The sequence below is a fragment of the Nocardioides aequoreus genome (assembly GCF_000720335.1).
Classification (GTDB): Bacteria; Actinomycetota; Actinomycetes; order Propionibacteriales; family Nocardioidaceae; genus Marmoricola; species Marmoricola aequoreus.
In genome coordinates, this window is sequence record NZ_JOJN01000005.1 from 92,458 (window position 1) to 110,668 (window position 18,211).

Annotated in this window: 10 protein-coding genes and 2 rRNA genes; 5 read left to right on the forward strand and 7 right to left on the reverse strand. The window is 69.3% G+C overall.

Going from position 1 to position 18,211, the window contains the following annotated elements; genetic code table 11:
- Positions 1–47: 47 nt before the first annotated feature.
- The 3 genes from IG63_RS0111635 to tyrS all read right to left on the reverse strand — a co-directional run bounded on the left by IG63_RS0111635 (position 48) and on the right by tyrS (position 6,815).
- Positions 48–3,146, reverse strand: a 23S ribosomal RNA gene (locus IG63_RS0111635).
- 347 nt (positions 3,147–3,493) lie between these two features.
- Positions 3,494–5,012 (reverse strand): 16S ribosomal RNA (locus IG63_RS0111640).
- The 16S and 23S rRNA genes sit together here, the layout of an rRNA operon.
- Before the next feature lie 555 nt (positions 5,013–5,567).
- A complete protein-coding gene (tyrS, locus tag IG63_RS0111645; RefSeq protein ID WP_030484538.1) occupies positions 5,568–6,815 on the reverse strand; it encodes a tyrosine--tRNA ligase in 1,248 nt (415 codons plus the stop codon).
- Positions 6,816–7,007: 192 nt separating this feature from the next.
- Between tyrS and IG63_RS0111650 the strand changes: the two genes are divergently transcribed.
- From IG63_RS0111650 to IG63_RS0111665, 4 genes are read left to right on the forward strand one after another with little or no spacing between them, the layout of a single operon-like run.
- Positions 7,008–8,501 carry a pyridoxal phosphate-dependent decarboxylase family protein gene (locus IG63_RS0111650; protein ID WP_051706644.1) on the forward strand — a complete coding sequence of 498 codons (1,494 nt, stop codon included), beginning with the start codon at positions 7,008–7,010 and terminating at the stop codon, positions 8,499–8,501.
- Entirely contained in the window at positions 8,498–9,850 is a 1,353-nt protein-coding gene (locus IG63_RS0111655; protein ID WP_036195275.1) for a lysine N(6)-hydroxylase/L-ornithine N(5)-oxygenase family protein, read from the forward strand. Before IG63_RS0111650 ends, IG63_RS0111655 begins: the two co-directional genes overlap by 4 nt.
- Positions 9,847–10,386: a GNAT family N-acetyltransferase gene (locus IG63_RS23045; RefSeq protein WP_030484541.1), complete on the forward strand. Its 540-nt coding sequence runs from the start codon at positions 9,847–9,849 to the stop codon at positions 10,384–10,386. Before IG63_RS0111655 ends, IG63_RS23045 begins: the two co-directional genes overlap by 4 nt.
- On the forward strand, positions 10,383–12,218 hold the full coding sequence (locus IG63_RS0111665) for an IucA/IucC family protein (RefSeq protein WP_084597027.1): 1,836 nt from the start codon (positions 10,383–10,385) through the stop codon (positions 12,216–12,218). Before IG63_RS23045 ends, IG63_RS0111665 begins: the two co-directional genes overlap by 4 nt.
- On the opposite strand, the gene IG63_RS0111670 is transcribed toward IG63_RS0111665, so the two are convergent.
- Positions 12,215–12,787, reverse strand: a complete 573-nt coding sequence (locus tag IG63_RS0111670) for a TIGR03086 family metal-binding protein (RefSeq protein ID WP_051706646.1) — start codon at positions 12,785–12,787, stop codon at positions 12,215–12,217. The genes IG63_RS0111665 and IG63_RS0111670 overlap by 4 nt on opposite strands.
- 67 nt (positions 12,788–12,854) lie before the next feature.
- Here IG63_RS0111670 and IG63_RS0111675 point away from each other — a divergent pair, with 67 nt between their 5' ends.
- Complete coding sequence (locus IG63_RS0111675; RefSeq protein ID WP_211249301.1) at positions 12,855–14,336, forward strand: M1 family metallopeptidase; 1,482 nt, start codon at positions 12,855–12,857, stop codon at positions 14,334–14,336.
- Between the two features lie 11 nt (positions 14,337–14,347).
- On the opposite strand, the gene IG63_RS0111680 is transcribed toward IG63_RS0111675, so the two are convergent.
- The 3 genes from IG63_RS0111680 to IG63_RS0111690 form a co-directional block, all read right to left on the reverse strand.
- Positions 14,348–14,899 (reverse strand): DNA-3-methyladenine glycosylase, encoded by a 552-nt coding sequence (locus IG63_RS0111680; RefSeq protein WP_030484545.1) that lies wholly within the window; start codon positions 14,897–14,899, stop codon positions 14,348–14,350.
- Positions 14,890–16,311, reverse strand: coding sequence for an argininosuccinate lyase (gene argH, locus IG63_RS0111685; RefSeq protein ID WP_030484546.1), 1,422 nt, complete (start codon positions 16,309–16,311; stop codon positions 14,890–14,892). The genes IG63_RS0111680 and argH overlap by 10 nt, the downstream gene beginning before the upstream one ends.
- Positions 16,312–16,448: 137 nt before the next feature.
- Entirely contained in the window at positions 16,449–18,167 is a 1,719-nt protein-coding gene (locus tag IG63_RS0111690) for a glycerol-3-phosphate dehydrogenase/oxidase (protein ID WP_030484547.1), read from the reverse strand.
- Positions 18,168–18,211: the final 44 nt, after the last annotated feature.

The following is an 18,211-nucleotide window of genomic DNA, read 5'->3' on the forward strand; positions in this document are numbered from 1 at the left end:
TCCCGACCGTAACTCGGGAACCACACAGTGGACGCGCAACATCTTTGAGGGACAAGCCCTCGGCCTATTAGTACCGGTCGGCTGGGCATTACTGCTGTACACCTCCGGCCTATCAACCCAGTAGTCTGCTGGGGGCCTTACCCGGTTACCCGGTGGGAAACCTCATCTTGAAACGTGCTTCCCGCTTAGATGCTTTCAGCGGTTATCACTTCCGAACGTAGCTAACCAGCCGTGCTCTTGGCAGAACAACTGGCACACCAGAGGTTCGTCCATCCCGGTCCTCTCGTACTAGGGACAGCCTTTCTCAAGTTTCCTGCGCGCGCGGCGGATAGGGACCGAACTGTCTCACGACGTTCTAAACCCAGCTCGCGTGCCGCTTTAATGGGCGAACAGCCCAACCCTTGGGACCTACTCCGGCCCCAGGATGCGACGAGCCGACATCGAGGTGCCAAACCATCCCGTCGATATGGACTCTTGGGGAAGATCAGCCTGTTATCCCCGGGGTACCTTTTATCCGTTGAGCGACGCCGCTTCCACATGCCAGCGCCGGATCACTAGTTCCGACTTTCGTCCCTGCTCGAGTTGTCACTCTCACAGTCAAGCTCCCTTGTGCACTTACACTCGAAACCTGATTGCCAACCAGGCTGAGGGAACCTTTGAGCGCCTCCGTTACATTTTAGGAGGCAACCGCCCCAGTTAAACTACCCATCAGGCACTGTCCCTGATCCGGATCACGGACCTAGGTTAGATATCTAATACGACCAGAGTGGTATTTCAACGGCGACTCCACCCTCACTGGCGTGAAGGTTTCACAGTCTCCCACCTATCCTACACAAGTCGAACCAAACACCAATACCAAACTATAGTAAAGGTCCCGGGGTCTTTCCGTCCTGCCGCGCGTAACGAGCATCTTTACTCGTAGTGCAATTTCGCCGAGTCCATGGTTGAGACAGCGCCCAAGTCGTTACTCCATTCGTGCAGGTCGGAACTTACCCGACAAGGAATTTCGCTACCTTAGGATGGTTATAGTTACCACCGCCGTTTACTGGGGCTTAAGTTCTGCGCTTCGCTGGCGAACCAACTAACACGTCCCCTTAACCTTCCAGCACCGGGCAGGAGTCAGTCCGTATACGTCGTCTTTCGACTTAGCACGGACCTGTGTTTTTAGTAAACAGTCGCTTGGGCCTGGTCTCTGCGGCCATCATTGCTTCATGTAGCAAGTACACTGACAAATCCGGCCCCCCTTCTCCCGAAGTTACGGGGGCATTTTGCCGAGTTCCTTAACCATGGTTCACTCGATCGCCTTAGTATTCTCTACCTGATCACCTGAGTCGGTTTGGGGTACGGGCGGCGCACAGCTCGCTAGAGGTTTTTCTCGACAGCATAGGATCATCCACTTCACATACGTTCCCCATCGAGTCTCAGGCATGAAGACGGCGGATTTGCCTACCGTCAGCCCTACACTCTTGGCCCGGGACTACCATCGCCCGGGTTGGACTACCTTCCTGCGTCACCCCATCGCTTGACTACTACCGGTTCGGGTCGTGCGCTCCGCCTTCATCGTCCCGAAGGATCCCGAAGGTTTTGGGCACTTAGCATCACCGGGTTCGTCATGGGCGCTGTTTTGCCGGTACGGGAATATCAACCCGTTGTCCATCGACTACGCCTGTCGGCCTCGCCTTAGGTCCCGACTTACCCAGGGCAGATTAGCTTGACCCTGGAACCCTTGATCATTCGGCGGAAGAGTTTCTCACTCTTCTTTCGCTACTCATGCCTGCATTCTCACTCGTGTGGCATCCACGGCTGGTTCACACCGCCGCTTCGCTCGCCACACGACGCTCCCCTACCCATCCATGCTCCTGGACCACGAAGGCCTGGATACGTGCATGAATGCCATAGCTTCGGCGGGTGACTTGAGCCCCGCTACATTGTCGGCGCGAAATCACTTGACCAGTGAGCTATTACGCACTCTTTCAAGGGTGGCTGCTTCTAAGCCAACCTCCTGGTTGTCTCTGCGACTTCACATCCTTTTCCACTTAGTCACCGCTTAGGGGCCTTAGCTGATGGTCTGGGCTGTTTCCCTTTCGACTACGGAGCTTATCCCCCGCAGTCTCACTGCCGCGCTCTCACTTTCCGGCATTCGGAGTTTGGTTGATTTCGGTAAGCTTGTGGGCCCCCTAGACCATCCAGTGCTCTACCTCCGGAAAGAAACACGCGACGCTGCACCTAAATGCATTTCGGGGAGAACCAGCTATCACGAAGTTTGATTGGCCTTTCACCCCTATCCACAGGTCATCCCCTCAGTTTTCAACCTAAGTGGGTTCGGTCCTCCACGCGGTCTTACCCGCGCTTCAACCTGCCCATGGATAGATCACTTCGCTTCGGGTCTTGATCGTGCCACTCAGTCGCCCTATTCGGACTCGCTTTCGCTACGGCTTCCCCACACGGGTTAACCTTGCGACACGACGCAAACTCGCAGGCTCATTCTTCAAAAGGCACGCTGTCACAGATCCAAAAGATCCGCTCCAACGGATTGTAGGCACATGGTTTCAGGTACTATTTCACTCCCCGCCAGGGGTACTTTTCACCTTTCCCTCACGGTACTTGTCCGCTATCGGTCACCAAGGAGTATTTAGGCTTAACGGGTGGTCCCGCCAGATTCACACGGAATTTCAGGGGTTCCGTGTTACTTGGGGTGACGCTTCAGAGCCATGGTCTTACGTGTACGGGGGTATCACCCTCTATGCCGGGACTTTCCAGTCCACTTCGACTTCAACCATGGTTTATGACTCTGTGTTGGTTCGGCAGAACCAACCAAACGGCCCCACAACCCTCAACTCGCAACGCCTGCCGGCTATCACACGAGATGAGTTTGGCCTCTTCCGATTTCGCTCGCCACTACTCTCGGAATCACTTTTGTTTTCTCTTCCTGTGGGTACTGAGATGTTTCACTTCCCCACGTTCCCTCCAACTGCCCTATGTGTTCAGGCAGAGGTAACTGGACATGACTCCAGCTGGGTTTCCCCATTCGGAAATCCCCGGATCACAGCTCGGTTGCCAACTTCCCGGGGCTTATCGCAGGCTCCTACGTCCTTCATCGGCTCTTGGTGCCAAGGCATCCACCATGTGCCCTTAGTAGCTTGTCTTGCTACAAAGATGCTCGCGTCCACTGTGTAGTTCTCAAGCGACGGGCGGGCCCCCTGACTGTGATCCACGCTTGCGAGGGTGAGACACCCAGGCAGTTCGCGGAGTCAGAGGTCCGTCGGAGATCGATCACTCGATCCCTCAGGACCCAACAGTGTGCCTGACTCGCGCTCTCGTCACGACTCGGTGTTCCACGCGCCGGCGAACCGGTGCAGTACTAGCGAGCCCATCGGAGGGCACGGGCCAAATAGTCGACGTTCCACTAGTGAGCGTGTCCGGCCGAGGAACGAACGTCCTCGAAACCGAACGCCCTGGACAGCGCTGTGCACTGCCAGTGATTGCTCCTTAGAAAGGAGGTGATCCAGCCGCACCTTCCGGTACGGCTACCTTGTTACGACTTCGTCCCAATCGCTCGCCCCACCTTCGACAGCTCCCCCCACAAGGGTTGGGCCACTGGCTTCGGGTGTTGCCAACTTTCGTGACGTGACGGGCGGTGTGTACAAGGCCCGGGAACGTATTCACCGCAGCGTTGCTGATCTGCGATTACTAGCGACTCCGACTTCATGGGGTCGAGTTGCAGACCCCAATCCGAACTGAGACCGGCTTTTTGGGATTCGCTCCACCTTGCGGTATCGCAGCCCTTTGTACCGGCCATTGTAGCATGCGTGAAGCCCTAGGCATAAGGGGCATGATGACTTGACGTCATCCCCACCTTCCTCCGAGTTGACCCCGGCAGTCTCTTATGAGTCCCCACCATGACGTGCTGGCAACATAAGACGAGGGTTGCGCTCGTTGCGGGACTTAACCCAACATCTCACGACACGAGCTGACGACAGCCATGCACCACCTGTATACGAGTGTCCAAAGAGGCCTCTGTCTCCAGAGGATTCTCGCATATGTCAAACCTAGGTAAGGTTCTTCGCGTTGCATCGAATTAATCCGCATGCTCCGCCGCTTGTGCGGGCCCCCGTCAATTCCTTTGAGTTTTAGCCTTGCGGCCGTACTCCCCAGGCGGGGCGCTTAATGCGTTAGCTGCGGCACGGAACTCGTGGAATGAGTCCCACACCTAGCGCCCAACGTTTACGGTGTGGACTACCAGGGTATCTAATCCTGTTCGCTCCCCACACTTTCGCTCCTCAGCGTCAGGTAATGCCCAGAGAACCGCCTTCGCCACCGGTGTTCCTCCTGATATCTGCGCATTTCACCGCTACACCAGGAATTCCGTTCTCCCCTGCATACCTCTAGTCTGCCCGTATCAGAAGCAGGCTCGGGGTTGAGCCCCGAGTTTTCACTCCTGACGTGACAAACCGCCTACGAGCCCTTTACGCCCAATAATTCCGGACAACGCTCGCACCCTACGTATTACCGCGGCTGCTGGCACGTAGTTGGCCGGTGCTTCTTCTGCGCATACCGTCACTTTCGCTTCGTCTGCGCTGAAAGAGGTTTACAACCCGAAGGCCGTCATCCCTCACGCGGCGTTGCTGGATCAGGCTTTCGCCCATTGTCCAATATTCCCCACTGCTGCCTCCCGTAGGAGTCTGGGCCGTGTCTCAGTCCCAGTGTGGCCGGTCACCCTCTCAGGCCGGCTACCCGTCGAAGCCTTGGTGGGCCGTTACCCCACCAACAAGCTGATAGGCCGCGAGCTCATCCTTCACCGCCAGAACTTTCCACCACCATCAGATGTCTGAAGTGGTCGTATCCGGTATTAGCTCCCGTTTCCGGGGGTTATCCCAGAGTGAAGGGCAGATTGCTCACGTGTTACTCACCCGTTCGCCGCTCGTGTACCCCGAAGGGCCTTACCGCTCGACTTGCATGTGTTAAGCACGCCGCCAGCGTTCGTCCTGAGCCAGGATCAAACTCTCCGTTGAAATCTTGCAGACAACCTCGCTTGCGCGTGGCTGCCAAGAGTTTCCCGAAGGATCCCGGCAAGGGAAAAACCCTGACATGATTGTCAGAATTATTGTCCTTACCAAAGGAACCGCCGACTCGTGACCCGAAGGTCACTGCTGAGTCGGACGGGTAATTAATTCGTCGACTTTTGGCACACTGTTGAGTTCTCAAGGATCAAGCGCGCACCGCTTTGGGCCTCTCGGCCGGCTGCGGGGCAACCTGATGAAACTTACCGGCTGCTCGGACCTGAGTCAAACTCAGCTCCGGGGCACTCCGACTCGCTCCGGTCCCGGTCGATCGTCCTTGCGTCTGGCTCTGGTCTCTCGGCTCTCAGATGAGCACTGGACCGGCCTCGTGAGGCGATCTGTCGGGCTGGTCTCCGGGGGCCGTCCGCCCGGCCTCTCGGCCTTGCGTCCCGCCGCTCCCTGGCGACAGATGGAACATTAGACCGGGCTCGGCGGCGCATGCAAATCGGCTGCGGGTGGCCCCGGTCACAGCGCCGTCTAACGCAGGTCAGCGGGGATCCGAGGCCCTCAGGACGCCAGCTCGACGCCTGCGATGCGCTTCTTCCCGCGCCGCAGCACCAGCCAGGAGCCCGCCAGCAGGTCCGCGTCGCCGGGCACGAGCTCGGGGTCACCCACGCGCTCGTTGTTGAGGTAGGCGCCGCCCTCGGCGACCGTCCTGCGCGCCTCGCCCTTGCTCGAGGCGAGGCCGGCTGCCACCAGGAGCTCCACGACGGTGCTGCCCCGAGGCGCCGTCGCCGCCCCGGCACCCTGCAGCGCCGCCCGCAGCGTCGAGGGCGCGAGGTCGCTCAGGTCGCCGCCGCCGAAGAGCGCCGCAGCCGCCGCCTTCGCCTGGCGCGTCTCCTCGGCTCCGTGCACCAGCGTCGTCACCTCGTCGGCCAGCCGCCGCTGGGCCTCCCGGCGCCACGGCTCCTCCCGCGTGGCCCGGTCGAGCTCCTCGATCTCCGCGCGCGGCAGGAAGGTGAAGATCCGCAGCAGCTCCCCCGCCTTCTCGTCCTCGACGTTGAGCCAGAACTGGTGGAAGGCGTACGGCGACATCATCTCGGCGTCGAGCCAGAGAGCGCCGCCCTCGGTCTTGCCGTACTTGGTCCCGTCGGCCTTCGTCACCAGGGGCGTGGCGAAGGCGTGCGCGTGCCCGCCGTCGGCGCGTCGGATGAGCTCCACGCCGCCCGTCAGGTTGCCCCACTGGTCGCTCCCCCCGAACTGCAGCGTCACCCCGTGGTCCCGGTAGAGGTTCAGGAAGTCCATCGACTGCAGCAGGACGTAGCTGAACTCGGTGTAGCTGATCCCGCTCTCGAGCCGGCTCCTGACCACCTCGCGGGCGAGCATCCGGTTGACCGGGAAGTGCTTGCCGACGTCGCGCAGGAAGTCGATGGTCGAGAGGCTCGCCGTCCAGTCGTAGTTGTTGACGACGGTCGCTGCGCGGTCGCCCGTGAAGTCGAGGAAGGGCTCGATCTGGGCGCGCACCCGCTCCACCCAGTCCTTGACGGTGTCGAGGCTGTTGAGCGTGCGCTCCCCCGAGTCGCGCGGGTCGCCGATCATGCCCGTCGCCCCGCCGACCAGGGCGTACGGCACGTGGCCCGCCTGCTGCAGCCGCATCGCGGTCACCAGCTGCACGAGGTTGCCCATGTGCAGGCTCGGCGCCGTCGGGTCGAAGCCGACGTAGTAGCGCACCGGCCCCGCGGTGAACGCCTCGCGCAGGGCGTCGCGGTCGGTGGAGTGCGCGAGCAGGCCCCGCCACTCGAGCTCGTCCAGCAGGTCGGGGGTCGTCGCTGGGTCCGTCGCTGGGTCCGTCGCGGGGTCGGTCCCGGGTGTCGTCTCGTCCACGTCACCAGTCTGCCTGTCGCGCCCGTGAGCGACCGGCGTGGCCCGGGCCACGGTGCGCCCGGCGCCCACGTGCTCTACGGTCACTTAGGCAAGGCTCACCTAACTCAACGTAGGAGCGTCTCCATGTCGTGGACATCTCGGGACCACACGACCCCTCCCCCGCATCCCGGCGCGAGCGGCCTGCTCGACGCCGGCTCGACCGCCGACCTCGCGCGGCAGCTCGACCTGGCGCGCGACCTCGTGACCACCGCCGTAGACCGGGCCGAGCGACCGTACTCCGGCGCCACCGTCGACCAGCTGCGCCGCGTGGTCGACGCGGTCGACCTCGACTCCCCGCTCGCGAGCACCGACGAGGCGCTCGACGAGCTGCGCCGCGTCTACCTCGACCACGCGGTGTGGTTCCACCACCCCCGCTACCAGGCGCACCTGAACTGCCCGGTCGCCGTGCCCGCGGTCGTGGCCGACGTCGTCGCGTCGGCGGTGAACACCTCGGTGGACACCTGGGACCAGAGCGGGGCCGCCACGCTGGTCGAGCAGCGGCTCGTGGCGTGGCTCGCCGACCGTGTGGGCTTCGACTCCGCCGCCAACGGGCTCTTCACCAGCGGGGGCACGCAGTCGAACCTGCACGGCCTGCTGCTGGCACGCGAGCGCGCTGCCGCGGACGGCGTGCCTCGTGAGCGCTGGTGCGTCGTGGTCTCCGAGCGCGCCCACTTCAGCGCCCGGCGTGCGGCCCACCTGCTGGGCATCGCGCTGGACGCGCACGGTGACGGCGTGCTCGAGGTCCCGACGGACGGGCAGGGTCGGATGGTGCCCCGGGCACTCGGGCGCACCCTGCAGTCGGCCCGGCTGCGGGGGCTGCACGCGGTGGCGGTCGTGGCGACCGCGGGCACGACCGACCACGGGGCGGTCGACCCCCTGGAGGAGACCGCCGGGCTCGCTCGCGCGCACGGCGCCTGGGTGCACGTCGACGCCGCGTACGGCGGAGGGCTGCTGCTCTCCCCCACGCGGCGGCACCTGCTCCGTGGCCTCGAGCTGGCCGACTCGGTGACCGTCGACTTCCACAAGAGCTGGTTCCAGCCCGTGGCCTGCAGCGCGCTCGTCGTCCGCGACCGCGAGCTGCTCGCCCTCGGCCGCCACCACGCCGACTACCTCAACCCCGAGGACGACGGAGCCGAGCCCAACCTGGTCGACCACAGCCTGCAGACCACGAGGCGCTTCGACGCGCTGAAGCTCTGGCTGACGCTGCGCACCCTCGGCGCCGCCCACCTGGGCGGGCTGCTCGACCGCGTCTGCGACCTGGCCGCGGCGACCCGCGAGGACCTGGCCGGCGACCCGGACTTCGAGGTGGTGGGCGGCACCGACCTCTCCACCGTGCTCTTCCGGTACGTCGCGTGCGCGCCGGGCCTGGCCGACGACGTCAACGACGCGGCCCGCGCCCGCCTCGTCGCCGACGGGGCCGCCAGCGTCGCCCGCACCCGTCTCGACGGCCGCACCTGGCTCAAGCTGACCCTGCTCAACCCGGCGACCACGCGCGAGGACACCCGCCACGTCGTCGACCTGGTACGCCGCCTGGCCGCCGACGCGACCGCCTCCCGCACCCTGGAGGACGCGCGATGACCGCCCACCGAACCGACGACCACGTGCACGACCTGCTCGGCATCGGCGTGGGCCCCTTCAACCTCGGCCTGGCCTGCCTGGCCGAGCCGCTCGGTCTCGACGCCGTCTTCCTCGAGCGCCGGGGCGAGCTGCGCTGGCACCCGGGGATGATGCTCGACGACGCCGTGCTCCAGGTGCCCTTCCTGGCCGACCTCGTGACGATGGCCGACCCGACCTCGCGCTTCAGCTTCCTCAGCTACCTCAAGCAGCGCGGCCGGCTCTACCCCTTCTACGTGCGTGAGTCCTTCTACCCGCTGCGGCGCGAGTTCGACGACTACTGCCGCTGGGCCGCCGACGAGGTCGGCACCGTGGCCTACCACCGCGAGGCGGTGGCGGTGACCCGCACGCACGACGCCACGGGACCCGTCTACGTCGTGGCGTGCCGCGACCCCCGCGACGGGTCGCGCTCCACCTACCGCGCCCGGCACCTCGTGCTCGGCGTGGGCTCCGAGCCGCACCGTCCCGAGGCGCTCGCCGGGCTCACCGGCGCGGTCTGGCACAGCAGCGACTACCTGCACGTCCGCGACCGGCTGCTCGGCGCCGACGACGTGACGGTGGTCGGCAGCGGCCAGAGCGCCGCCGAGGTGGTCAGCGACCTGCTGGCCGCCGACGGTCACGGACGGCAGCGGCTGCAGTGGCTGACCCGGTCGCCGCGCTTCTTCCCGCTGGAGTACACCAAGCTGACCCTCGAGCTGACCTCGCCGGAGTACAGCCGCCACTTCCGCCGGCTGGACGCCGACCGGCGTGACGCCCTGCTGCGGGAGCAGGCCGGCCTCTACAAGGGCATCAGCGCACCCCTCGTCGACCAGATCCACGAGCAGCTCTACCGCCGCAGCCTCGACGCGGTGCCGCAGCCGCGGCTCGCGGCCTGTGCCGAGGTCGTCGACGGACGCACCGAGGAGACGCCCCGCGGGTCCCGCCACACCCTGCGGCTGCGACAGACCGAGACCGGCGAGGAGTACGAGGTCGAGACCTCCGCCGTGGTGCTGGCGACCGGCTACGCCCGTGCCACGCCACGCTTCCTCGACGGCGTCCGCGACCGGCTGCGGCTCGACGGGCACGGCCGGCTCGACGCCCGCGAGGACTTCTCGGTCGACCGCGAGGGGGGCGAGGTCTTCGTCCAGAACGCCGAGATCCACACCCACGGCTTCGTCGCTCCCGACCTGGGCATGGGCGCCTGGCGCAACGCGGCGATCCTCGAGCGGGTGCTCGGCGAGGCGCCGTACGAGGTGGAGCGCCGGGTGATGTTCCAGGACTTCGGGGTCCCCGAGGGTGCCCGCCGGGTCGTGCCGGCCGGGGCGGCCAGGTGAGCGCCGCGCGGGTCGGGCGCCTGACGCACCGCGCCCTCGACCTCGAGACCGACCTGGCGCTGCTGCACCACTGGGTCACGCACCCGAGGTCGGCCTTCTGGATGATGCAGGACGCCTCGCCGGACGACGTGCGCGCGGCGTACGCCGCCATCGCCCGCTCGGCCCACCACCACGCGCACCTCGGCCTGCACGACGGCCAGCCGGCCTTCCTGATGGAGCGCTACGACCCGGCGCACGACCCGGTCGGCGCCCACCTCGACGGGCGCCCGGGCGACCTCGGCATGCACCTGCTGGTGGCGCCCACCGACCGCCCGGTGCGCGGCTTCACCCGGGCCGTCATGCGTCACGTGATGGCGACCTGCTTCGCCGACCCGGCCGTGCGGCGCGTCGTCGTCGAGCCCGACGTGCGCAACACCGCCGTGCAGCGGCTCAACCGCGAGGTCGGCTTCGTCGAGCACGGCGTGGTCGACCTGCCCGGCAAGCAGGCGCTGCTCTGCACCTGCCTGCGCCGCGACTTCGAGAGGAGCCCCTCATGACCACGACCACGACCGCGACCACTTCCGCGACCGCGAGCACGGCCCCGGCACCGCTCTCCCCCGGCCTGCTCGACCACCTGACCCCCGACCGGATGGCACGCGCCCAGGCCGCGCAGTGCGCCAAGACGCTGGCGGAGCTGGCGCACGAGCGCGTGCTCGCGCCGGTGCACCGGGGCGACGACCGCTGGGAGGTGGCCGCCGACGACCCCGAGGTGGTGTGGCGCTTCCGCGCCCGGGTGCTGCCCGGCGACCACTGGCTCGTCCGCCCGGGCTCGGTGCGCCGCGTCGCCGGCGGTCGTGAGCAGCCGCCCGACGCGCAGCGGCTGGTGCTGGACCTGCGCGCGGCCCTCGGGCTGACCGACCGGGTGCTGCCCACCTACCTCGAGGAGGTGGCGAGCACCCTGGCCGGCCGCTGCCGCAAGGACTCGCCCGACGCCCCCACCGCCGCCGAACTGGTGCACGCCGACTTCCAGGCGATCGAGGGGGCGATGACCGAGGGGCACCCCTGCTTCGTCGCCAACAACGGCCGGGTGGGCTTCGACGTCGCCGACGTGGCGGCGTACGCACCGGAGACCGCGCCGTCGCTGCGGCTGCAGTGGCTGGCCGCCCACCGCGACCACACCGGCTTCAGCGCCATGCCCGGCCTCGACGCCGAGCGGCTCTACGCCGGGGAGCTCGACGCCCCCGTGCGCGACGGGATGGAGCAGCGGCTGCGCGACCGCGGCCTGGACCCGGCGGCGTACCTGCTGCTGCCCTGTCACCCCTGGCAGTGGCGGCACAAGGTGGCCGTGACCTTCGCCCCGGAGGTGGCCGCCGGGCTGCTGGTGCCGCTCGGCGAGGGTCCCGACGACTACCAGCCGCAGCAGTCGATCCGCACCTACTTCAACCTCGACCGGCCCGACCGGCGCTACGTGAAGACCGCGCTGTCGGTGCTCAACATGGGCTTCATGCGGGGACTGTCGGCGGCGTACATGGAGGCGACCCCGGCCATCAACGTGGTAGTCGACGACCTGGTGCGCTCCGACGCGACCCTGCGCGCCTGCGGCTTCGAGGTGCTGCGGGAGGTGGCGGCCGTCGGCTTCCGGCCGCCCGCGCAGACCGAGGCCGGGCCCTCGGCGTACACCAAGATGCTCGCGGCGCTGTGGCGCGAGAGCCCGGCCGACCGGGTGGTCGACGGTGAGCGCCTGGCGAGCATGACCTCCCTCCTCCACGTCGACCGCCACGGCACCCCGCTCGTCGCCGAGCTGGTGCGCGCCTCCGGGATCCCGGCCCGGGAGTGGGTCACGTCGTACCTGCGGGCCTACCTGGTGCCCGTCGTCCACTGCCTCTTCGCCCACGGGCTGGTCTTCATGCCGCACGGGGAGAACGTGATCCTGGTGCTGCGGGACCACGTGCCGACGCGGGTGCTGATGAAGGACATCGGCGAGGAGGTGGCGATCTGCTCCCGCGAGACGCCGGTGCCGGAGGCGGCCTCGCGGATCCGTCACGACGTGCCGCCCGAGCAGCTCGTCCTGGCCGTGCACGGCGACGTGGTCGACGGCTACCTCCGCCACCTCGCCGGCCTGCTGGACGACGCCGGCGTGCTGCCGGCCGCGGACTTCTGGGCCACCGCCCACGGGGTGCTGACCGACTACCAGGACGCGCACCCCGAGCTCGCGGAGCGCTTCGCCGAGCTCGACCTGCTGACCGAGGAGGTGCCGCTGATGTGCCTCAACCGGCTGCAGCTGCGCGACAACCAGCAGATGGTCGACCTCGCCGACCCCGACAGCGCGATCGTGCTGGCCGGGACGATGGCCAACCCGCTCGCACCGTCCGGGGGCCCGCCCGGCTAGGCGGACCAGTCGGGGTCGCGCCCGGAGGCGCCGAGGACCTTGTCGATGGTCGGGGCGTCGTCGGGGACCCGCACCTCGGGGCCGAAGGCGCCCTGGCTGCGCGCGGCCTCCGCGTCGGAGCGCATCACGGCCATCGCCTCGTCGATCTGCGGTCGGGTCAGCTCCAGGCCCTGGTCGGTGGCGACCGCGAGGTCCCAGCCGTGCAGCAGCACCTCGCCGTACGCCATCCGGCCCAGCATCTCGCGCGGCAGCGCACCGTCGAGCGCGTCGCCCTCCCACGCCTCGGCCTGCGCCCAGGCGTCGGCGAGCGCGGTGAGGCGCCCGCTGAGCCGGTCGCGCCAGTCGTCGGTCAGCGCCACACCCCGGGTGCCCCAGGGGTCGTCGGGGTCCGGCGGCTCGCCGGCGCCGTACGCGCGCAGCGCCTCGGTCGTGCCCAGCAGGTGGCTCACCAGCGCGCGGACGTCGTACTCCGCACAGGGGGTGGGGGCCGACAGCGCGCCCTCCGGCACGCCGTGGACGACGGGGTGGAGGGCCGCGACGACCCCGTGCAGGTGCTCTCGTGCCGACATCCTGGTCCTCTCCTCGGCTCGGGTGGCTCGTACCCGGCCGGCGCCGTCACGCACCGCCGAGCCCGAAATGCCGCTCGCGACGCGCGGCGGCGACTACCGTCGCCCGGTCGACCCCACCACACCGGACCCCGGAGGCACCATGCCCGTACGCCGCTGGCGGACCGCCGTGGTCGGCGGTGTCGCGACCGCGACCCTGCTCGCCGGAGCAGCGGTCGCGGCGCCCTCGAGCGGGGCGGGCACCGTCGGCAGCGAGGGCGCCGGCGACCCGTACTTCCCCCGCGCGGGCAACGGCGGCATCGACGTGGTGCGCTACGACCTGCGGCTCGACTACGACCCCCCGTCGTCGCCCCGCCGCCTGGTGGGCCGCCTCGACGGCGTCGCGGTGATCACGCTGCGCACCACGCAGCGGCTCACCCGCTTCGATCTCGACCTCCGCGGGCTGCGGGCCGAGCGGGTGCGCGTCGACGGCCGGCTCGCCCGCTTCTCCCACGGGCGGGGCGAGCTGCGCATCCGCCCCGCCCGCACCCTCCCCGCCGGGGAGGTGGTCGAGGTGCGGATCGCCTACGGCGGGCGCACCGGCCGGCCGCGCGACCTCGGCGGCGCCCTCTACGGGTGGGTCACCACCGCTGACGGCGCCATGGTGGCGAGCCAGCCCGACGGGTCGTCGACGTGGTTCCCGGTGAGCGACCACCCGACCGACAAGGCGCGCTTCCGCTTCCGCGTCCGGGTCCCGGAGGGGCTGGTCGCCGTCGCCAACGGCCTGCCCGTGGACCGCACGACTCGGCGTGGCCACACCGCCTGGTCGTGGCACGCGGCCGACCCGATGGCGCCGTACCTCGCGACGGTGACGGTCGGGAACTTCCGCCTCGACCGCTACCGCGACCGCAGCACGGGGGTGCTGGTGGTTGACGCCGTCGACCGCGACCTGCCCCGCTCGGCCGCTGCCGGCCTCGCGGCGACGGGCGACATGCTGGACTTCTTCGAGCGCCGCTTCGGCCCCTACCCCTTCGCCGCCTACGGCGCCATCGTCGACGACGACGACCTCGGCTACGCCCTGGAGACCCAGACGCGCTCGCTCTTCTCGGGTGCGGCCGAGGAGGAGGTCGTCGCCCACGAGCTGGCCCACCAGTGGCTGGGCAACCACGTCAGCGTGGAGCGCTGGGCCGACATCTGGCTCAACGAGGGCTGGGCGACCTACGCCACCTGGCTCTGGGCCGAGCACGCCCACGGCCGGCCGGCGCGCCGCGCCTACGACGCGGTGCGCGCGATCCCCGCCTCCGACCCCTTCTGGCACACCGTGCTGGCCGACCCGGGCCCCCGGGGCCTCTTCGACGCCCCCGTCTACGACCGCGGCGCGGCCACCCTGCACGCCCTGCGCACCCGCCTCGGCGACCGCGACTTCCTCCGCCTCGCCCGGCTCTGGGTCTGGCGCCACGGGGGTGGCAACGCCGGCACCGCCGTCTTCCAGGCCCTGGCCGAGGAGGTCTCCGGCACCGACCTGTCCGGCTTCTTCGACGCCTGGGTGCGGACGCCGCGCAAGCCGGCGTAGCGGCTGGGCGCTCAGGCGCGGGGAGACCGGACGTAGCGGCTGACGGTGGGGTCGCCGGTGGCCCAAAAGCGCCAGGGACGGTCGGCGGCGAGCCGGAGCCCGACGCGCGGGCCGGTGCTCACCTCGGCGGGGGGCTCCCCCGGCTCGAGCAGCCCGGCGAGGTCGAGCCCGTCGTGGCCCAGGTCGAGGGCGAGCGCGCGGCACAGGCAGGCAGGACCGCGGGCGAGGTCGCGGTCGCGCACGCCCGGACGCCGCTCGCGCGCGAGCTCGTGGCCGGCGACGACCTCGCCGGCACGCAGCAGCACCGCGCCGGGCTCCGTGCCGCAGACGACGTTGGCACAGTGGTGCATCCCGTAGCTGAAGTAGACGTAGAGCCGACCGGGCGGGCCGAACATGGTGGCGTTGCGGCGGGTCCTCGAGCGGTGCGCGTGCGAGCCGGGGTCGTCGGCGCCGCCGTACGCCTCGACCTCGGTGAGCCGCACCGTGACGCCCGCGTGCGTCAGCCGCGCGCCCAGCAGCGTGGGCGCGACGTCGCGCGGGTGCGCCTCGAGCGCTAGAGCCACGCGCGGAGGTCGGCGGCGCGGGCGCGCAGCTCGGCCAGCTGCTCGGTGACGCGCACCGGGGCGGTGCCGCCGCGGGAGTCGCGGGAGGAGACCGAGCCCTCGACGGTGAGCACCTCGCGCACCGCCGGCGTGAGGCGCGGGTCGATGGCCGCGAGGTCGTCGTCGGAGAGCTCGTCGAGCTCGCAGCCCAGCGCCTCGCAGCGGCGTACGCAGGCGCCGGCCAGCTCGTGCGCCTCGCGGAAGGGCACCCCCTCGCGCACCAGCCACTCGGCCACGTCGGTGGCCAGGCTGAAGCCGCGCGGGGCGAGCGAGGCGAGCCGCTCGGTGTCGAAGACCAGGGTCGCCGCCTGTCCGGTGACCGCGGGGAGCAGCACCTCGAGGGTGTCGACGGCGTCGAAGACCGGCTCCTTGTCCTCCTGCAGGTCGCGGTTGTAGGCCAGCGGCAGCGCCTTCAGCGTGGCGAGGAGGCCGGTGAGGTCGCCGATCAGCCGGCCCGACTTGCCGCGGGCGAGCTCGGCGATGTCGGGGTTCTTCTTCTGCGGCATGATGCTCGACCCGGTCGAGTAGCCGTCGTGGAGCCGCACGAAGCCGAACTCGTGGGTGGCCCAGAGGATGACCTCCTCCGCGTGGCGGCTCACGTCGACGCCGATCATCGCCAGCACGAAGGCCAGCTCGGCGACGAAGTCGCGCGCGGCGGTGCCGTCGATCGAGTTCGCGACCGAGCCGGTGAAGCCCAGGTCGCGCGCGACCGCCTCGGGGTCGAGCCCGAGGCTGGAGCCGGCCAGTGCGCCCGCGCCGTACGGCGACTCGGCGGCGACGCGGTCGTCCCAGTCGCGGAGCCGGTCGACGTCGCGCAGCAGCGGCCAGGCGTGCGCCATCAGGTGGTGGCTGAGCAGCACCGGCTGCGCGTGCTGCAGGTGGGTGCGACCCGGCATCACGGCGCCGAGGTGGGCCTCCGCCTGACCCGCGAGCGCGTCGACGAGGTCGAGCACCTGGGCGGCGACGATCCTCGCGTGGTCGCGCAGGAAGACCTTGAAGAGCGTGGCGATCTGGTCGTTGCGGCTGCGCCCGGCACGCAGCCGGCCGCCCAGCTCGGGGCCGACGACCTCGAGCAGCGCCGACTCCAGCGCGCCGTGCACGTCCTCGTCCTCCGGCCGCGGCCGGAGCGTGCCGTCGGCCACCCGGCGGTCGAGCTCGTCGAGCCCGTCGAGCAGGCCCTGCAGCGCCTGGTCGTCGAGCAGCCCGGCCGCGCGCAGGACCCGGGCGTGGGCGCGCGAGCCCGCGAGGTCGTACGGCGCCAGCCGCCAGTCGAAGTGGGTGCTGCGCGAGAGCGCCTCGAGCTCGGGGCTCGGTCCGTCGGCGAAGCGACCGCCCCACAGGCTGCCCTGGTTGGTACCCCTCTGCTCGGTCACGGGCTCATGGTGTCAGCCGACCGCCGCGGGGGTCTCGACAGGCTCGACCGACCACGCGCCGCGGGGGTCTCGACAGGCTCGACCGACGACCCGCCGCGAGGGTCTCGACAGGCTCGACCGGCGACGCCGCGTCCCCGTCAGTCGAGGGCGCGGCCCACGGCGCGGGCGCGGATGTCCGGGGCGGCGGTGCGGGCGGCGGTGGCCGCGAGGTCGTCGGCCTCGGTCTGGCTCTCGATCTCGGCGGCGACCCGGGCGCGGTAGGCGGCGACCTCGTCGGAGATGCGCTGCTCGTCCCAGCCCAGCACCGGCGCCACCAGCTCGGCCACGTCGTCGGCGCAAGCCTCGCCCCGGTCGTCGGTCTCGATGGAGATCCGGGTGCGCCGCGAGAGCAGGTCGTCGAGGTGGAGGGCGCCCTCGTGGGAGGCGGCGTACCGGACCTCGACCTTGAGGTACTCCTCGGCGTCCGGCAGGGGCTCGAGCAGCGTGGGGTCCTCGTCGGCCAGGCGCAGCACCTCCTGGGTCAGGGCGCCGTAGCGGTCGAGCAGGTGCGTCACCCGCCACGTCGGCAGCCCGCGCTCGCGGGCGATCCGCTCGACCTGGTTGGTGAGCGCCTGGTAGCCCTCGGCGCCGACCAGCGGGATGTGGTCGGTGACGCTGTCGGGGACGCCCGCGGGCAGGTCGACCCGGGCGGCGTCGATGGCGTCCTCGGCCATGACGCGGTAGGTCGTGTACTTGCCGCCGGCGATCGAGATCAGGCCGGGCTGGGGCCGCGCCACGGCGTGCTCGCGCGACAGGCTCGAGGTGGCCTCGCTCTCGCCGGCGAGCAGCGGACGCAGGCCGGCGTAGACGCCCTCGATGTCGTCGCGGGTCAGCGGCGTGACCAGGACGCTGTTGACGTGCTCGAGGATGTAGTCGATGTCGGCGCTGCTGGCCGCCGGGTGGGCCCGGTCGAGCTCCCAGTCGGTGTCGGTCGTGCCGATGATCCAGTGGGTGCCCCACGGGATCACGAAGAGCACGGACTTCTCGGTGCGCAGGATGACGCCGGTCTCCGCGTTGATGCGGTCGCGCGGGACCACGATGTGCACGCCCTTCGACGCGCGCACGTGGAAGCGCCCGCGCCCGCCCGCCATGGTCTGCACGTCGTCGGTCCAGACGCCGGTGCAGTTGATGACCACGCGCGAGGAGACCTCGACCTCCTCGCCCGACTCGACGTCGGTGATCGTGGCGCCGGTGATGCGCTCCCCCGCCCGGCTCAGCGAGGTGACCTTGGCGCTCGCGAGCACGGTGGCGCCGTACGTCGCCGCGGTGCGCGCCAGCATCATCGTGTGGCGCGCGTCGTCGGCCTGGGCGTCGTAGTAGAGCAGCGCGCCGGTCAGCGCGCCCTTGCGCATGCCGGGGAAGAGCTGGAGCGCCTTGGTGCGGCTGAGCTGCTTGTGGCGCGGCACCGACCGGGCGCCACCCATCGAGTCGTAGAGGGTGAGCCCGGCCGTGACGTACGGCCGCTCCCAGACCCGGTGCGTCAGTGGGTAGAGGAAGGACACCGGCTTGACCAGGTGCGGGGCGATGCGGGTCAGCATCAGCTCGCGCTCGCGCAGCGCCTCGCGCACCAGCGAGAAGTTGAGCTGCTCGAGGTAGCGCAGCCCGCCGTGGAAGAGCTTCGAGCTGCGCGAGGAGGTGCCCGAGGCGAAGTCGCGCTGCTCCACGAGCGCCACCTTCAGGCCGCGGGTGGCGGCGTCGAGGGCGACGCCGGCTCCCGTCACGCCACCGCCGATGACGAGGACGTCGAGGTCCGCGTCGCGCAGCGAGCGCCAGGCCTCCGCGCGCTCGTCGGGTCCGAGTCGGGCGGGCTCCAGCATGATGTGGCTCCTCCACGTCGAGGTCGTGATCTCCCCACCCACAG

Coding starts and splice junctions, on each gene's coding strand:
- IG63_RS0111670 (WP_051706646.1), bottom strand. CDS start 12,787: ATGTCGGCACGAGAGCACCTGCACGGGGTCGTCGCGGCCCTCCACCCC.
- IG63_RS0111650 (WP_051706644.1), top strand. CDS start 7,008: ATGTCGTGGACATCTCGGGACCACACGACCCCTCCCCCGCATCCCGGC.
- IG63_RS0111690 (WP_030484547.1), bottom strand. CDS start 18,167: ATGCTGGAGCCCGCCCGACTCGGACCCGACGAGCGCGCGGAGGCCTGG.
- IG63_RS0111655 (WP_036195275.1), top strand. CDS start 8,498: ATGACCGCCCACCGAACCGACGACCACGTGCACGACCTGCTCGGCATC.
- IG63_RS0111675 (WP_211249301.1), top strand. CDS start 12,855: ATGCCGCTCGCGACGCGCGGCGGCGACTACCGTCGCCCGGTCGACCCC.
- IG63_RS0111665 (WP_084597027.1), top strand. CDS start 10,383: ATGACCACGACCACGACCGCGACCACTTCCGCGACCGCGAGCACGGCC.